The 3,072-nt window shown below is 63.7% G+C and carries 4 protein-coding genes; 1 reads left to right on the top strand and 3 read right to left on the bottom strand.

Annotated elements, in window-relative coordinates; all coding sequences use genetic code 11:
- Nucleotides 1-186: 186 nt before the first annotated feature.
- Entirely contained in the window at nucleotides 187-753 is a 567-nt protein-coding gene (locus tag VDP82_RS16310) for a NifU family protein (protein ID WP_323015883.1), read from the top strand.
- A 158-nt stretch (nucleotides 754-911) separates the two neighbouring features.
- On the opposite strand, the gene VDP82_RS16305 is transcribed toward VDP82_RS16310, so the two are convergent.
- The 3 genes from VDP82_RS16305 to VDP82_RS16295 all read right to left on the bottom strand — a co-directional run.
- Nucleotides 912-1,943, bottom strand: a complete 1,032-nt coding sequence (locus tag VDP82_RS16305; RefSeq protein WP_323015882.1) for a hemolysin family protein — start codon at nucleotides 1,941-1,943, stop codon at nucleotides 912-914.
- Between the two features lie 73 nt (nucleotides 1,944-2,016).
- The gene (gene ybeY / locus VDP82_RS16300; protein WP_323015881.1) at nucleotides 2,017-2,532 is read right to left on the bottom strand and encodes an rRNA maturation RNase YbeY; all 516 of its coding nucleotides are present in this window, start codon (nucleotides 2,530-2,532) and stop codon (nucleotides 2,017-2,019) included.
- Nucleotides 2,471-3,072: PhoH family protein (locus tag VDP82_RS16295; protein ID WP_323015880.1), on the bottom strand; the 602-nt coding region annotated here is incomplete at its 5' end. The genes ybeY and VDP82_RS16295, both read right to left, overlap by 62 nt.

The raw sequence follows: 3,072 nt of genomic DNA, 5'->3' as shown, positions 1-3,072 counted from the left end.
GCCAATGCCCTGCCCATCCCCCTCACCATCGTCCCCGGCCGCATGACCGACGAGGAAATCATCGCCATCTGCTGACGGGAGCGGGAAGCAGCCATGCCGCTTTTCCCCTTGCATCCCGCCGGCAAAGGACTATTTTAGAAGCGTTCTAATCGTAAGCTCCAGCCGATCGCAAACCCAGGCGCGAAGATGTTCATCCAGACCGAAGCCACGCCCAATCCCGCCACCCTCAAATTCCTGCCGGGGCGCGATGTGCTGGTGGGCGAGCCGCGCGATTTCCGCAGCCTCGAGGCCGCGGCCAGCTCCCCCCTGGCGCAGAGCCTGTTCGGCATCTCCGGGGTCACCGGGGTCTTCCTCGGCGCCGATTTCATCTCGGTCACCAAGGACGACACCAACTGGGCCCATATCAAGCCGGCCATTCTCGGCGTCATCATGGACCATTTCCTCGCCGGCAAGCCGGTGATCGTCGAGGACGCTGGGGATAACGGCGTCTTTGACGAGGTTGAGGAATTCTTCGACGACGCCGACAGCGAGACGGTGGAAGTCATCAAGGAATTGCTGGCCACCCGCGTGCGCCCGGCCGTGGCCATGGATGGCGGCGACATCATCTTCAAGGGTTTCCGCGAGGGCACGGTCTTCCTGCATATGCAGGGCGCGTGCTCGGGTTGCCCCTCCTCCACCGCTACGCTCAAGAGTGGCATCGAAAACCTGCTCCGCCATTTCGTCCCCGGTGTCGAGACCGTGCAGCAGGTCTGATCCCCACATCCAGTTTAGCAGCAAGCCAGGGGCCGGGTATAAATACCCGGCCCCTTGTTTTTAATGCGTTTCACCTTTGATCCGCGACGGTCTTTCGTCCCCTCTCCCCCCGGGGAGAGGGGACGAAGAAGCCGATGGTTTGGCTAGCGGGAAACGCTTCAGGACGCCGCCGCCTTTTGTTCGGGGGTGCGCTGGTCGGTGATGGCCAGGGGCTCGGCGGTGCTTTCGCTATTGCGGCGGCGGATGCGCAGCCGCTTGATGCGCCGGCTGTCGGCGGCCAGGATTTCGAATTCGAAGCCGTTAAGCTTGTCCACCCGCTCGCCCCGCTTGGGCACGTGGCCGGCCAGGTCGAACACCAGCCCGCCTATGGTTTCCACCTCGTCGGCATATTCGCCAGGGTCGAAATCGGGGCCGATCAACGAGCGCACATCGCTCAGCTCGGCCCGTGCATCGGCGATGAAGGTGTCGGCGCCGACCTTGCGGATCAGGGCGGCGGCCAGCTCGTCATGCTCGTCCTCGATCTCGCCCACAACCGCTTCGAGCAGGTCCTCGATGGTCACCAGGCCATCGGTGCCGCCATATTCGTCGACCACGATGGCCATGTGGGTGCGGCTGGCGCGCATGGATTGCAGCAGGTCCCCCACCGGCATGAAGGTGGGCACGAACATGACCTTGCGCATGAGATCGAGCCGGGTGACCTTCTGCTTGAGCACGCTGGAGACGAGCTTGACCGGAACGTCCTTTTCCGGATCGGTCACCGGTTCGGTGATCTTGGACAGGGCATCCTTGACGTGGATGAAGCCCAGTATGTTGTCGAGATTGTCGTCATAGACCGGCAGGCGCGAATGATGAACCTGGCGGAAGCGGGCGATCAGCGTGCCCAGATTGACATCGGCGTCCACCGCCTGGATGTCGCTGCGCTCGACCATGACGTCGTCGACCGAGATATTGGAGAGCTTGAGCACGTTTTGCAGGATGGTGCGCTCGCTCTCGGAGAAGTCGGCGGTTTCCGCGCTTCCCTGGTCTTCCAGCGCGACCTGCAAATCGTCCCGCAGGGAAACCGTGCCCCGGGTCAGAAGCGCCTTGAGCCGGTTCCAGAGGGATGGCCCCCGTGCGGGCACGGAGGCGGTGCTAGAGGGAGGCTCGGCATTGGCGGGCGCCGAGGGACCCAGACTGTCGCTATCGCTCATCATGTTTCGCCGCGCCAAAGGCGGCATTTTGTCCTCGAATGAGAAAGATGGTGTTCAATATAGGGGCCCGGGCCTAATCGGCATAGGGGTCGGCGATACCCAATCTGGCCAATATGCGCGTTTCCAGCCCCTCCATCTCGGTCGCCTCGGCGTCCTCGAGATGGTCGTAACCCAGGATATGCAGGAATCCATGCACCACCAGATGGGTGAAATGGTCGGCAAAGCTCTTGCCCAGCTCCGCCGCTTCCCGCTCCAGCGTCTCGCGCGCCAGGCTGATATCGCCCAGAAGGCCCGCGACCGGGCCGAAGGGTTCGATCTGGGGAAAGCTCAGCACATTGGTGGAGGCGTCCTTGCCCCGCCACTCGCGATTGAGCTGCTGCTGCTCGCCATCATCGGTCAGAAGGATCGAAAGCTCGGCCGCGCCCTTCAGCCTTGCCCCCGACTGGTCGAGGGCTTCGAGCACGGCGCGCTCGGCCAGCGCCTCAAGCCCCTCGGGCCAGGCTTCGTCATTGCGGATGACGGCGATTTCAAGCGGTATCGTCAGCGGAGTGTTCCCTTGCGGCCTTCTGCGCCAGCTTGCGCGCCGCATCGGCTTCATAGGCGCGCACGATGCGGCCCACAAGGGCGTGGCGCACCACATCCTTGTCGCCGAACCGCGACACATGCACCCCTTCCACGCCATCGAGCAGGTTGACCGCCTCGATCAGCCCCGAGCGCTCTCCGCGCGGCAGGTCGACCTGGGTGGGATCGCCGGTGACGATCATCTTGGAATTTTCGCCCAGCCGGGTGAGGAACATCTTCATCTGCATCGAGGTGGTGTTCTGCGCCTCGTCGAGAATGACCACGGCATTGGCCAGCGTCCGGCCGCGCATGAAGGCGAGCGGGGCCACCTCGATTATGCCCGAAGTGATGCAGCGCTCGACATTTTCCGGCTTCATCATGTCGTAGAGCGCGTCATAGAGCGGGCGCAGATAGGGATCGACCTTTTCCTTCATGTCGCCGGGCAGAAACCCCAGACGCTCGCCCGCTTCCACGGCGGGGCGGGAGAGGATGATGCGGTTGATGTCGCCGCGCTCCAGCAGGGATGCGGCAGGGGCCACGGCCAGAGAGGTCTTGCCGGTGCCGGCGG

Origin of the sequence: Devosia sp., assembly GCF_034675085.1 — a bacterium.
Taxonomy (GTDB): domain Bacteria; phylum Pseudomonadota; class Alphaproteobacteria; order Rhizobiales; family Devosiaceae; genus Devosia.
The sequence above is the reverse complement of the archived record's forward strand: the minus strand, read 5'-3'. Positions and strand labels throughout refer to the sequence as shown.

Bases quoted from the DNA above. Each gene is read 5' to 3' on its own strand.
- VDP82_RS16305 (WP_323015882.1), bottom strand. From the start codon at position 1,943: ATGAGCGATAGCGACAGTCTGGGTCCCTCGGCGCCCGCCAATGCCGAG.
- ybeY (WP_323015881.1), bottom strand. From the start codon at position 2,532: ATGCGGCGCGCAAGCTGGCGCAGAAGGCCGCAAGGGAACACTCCGCTG.
- VDP82_RS16310 (WP_323015883.1), top strand. From the start codon at position 187: ATGTTCATCCAGACCGAAGCCACGCCCAATCCCGCCACCCTCAAATTC.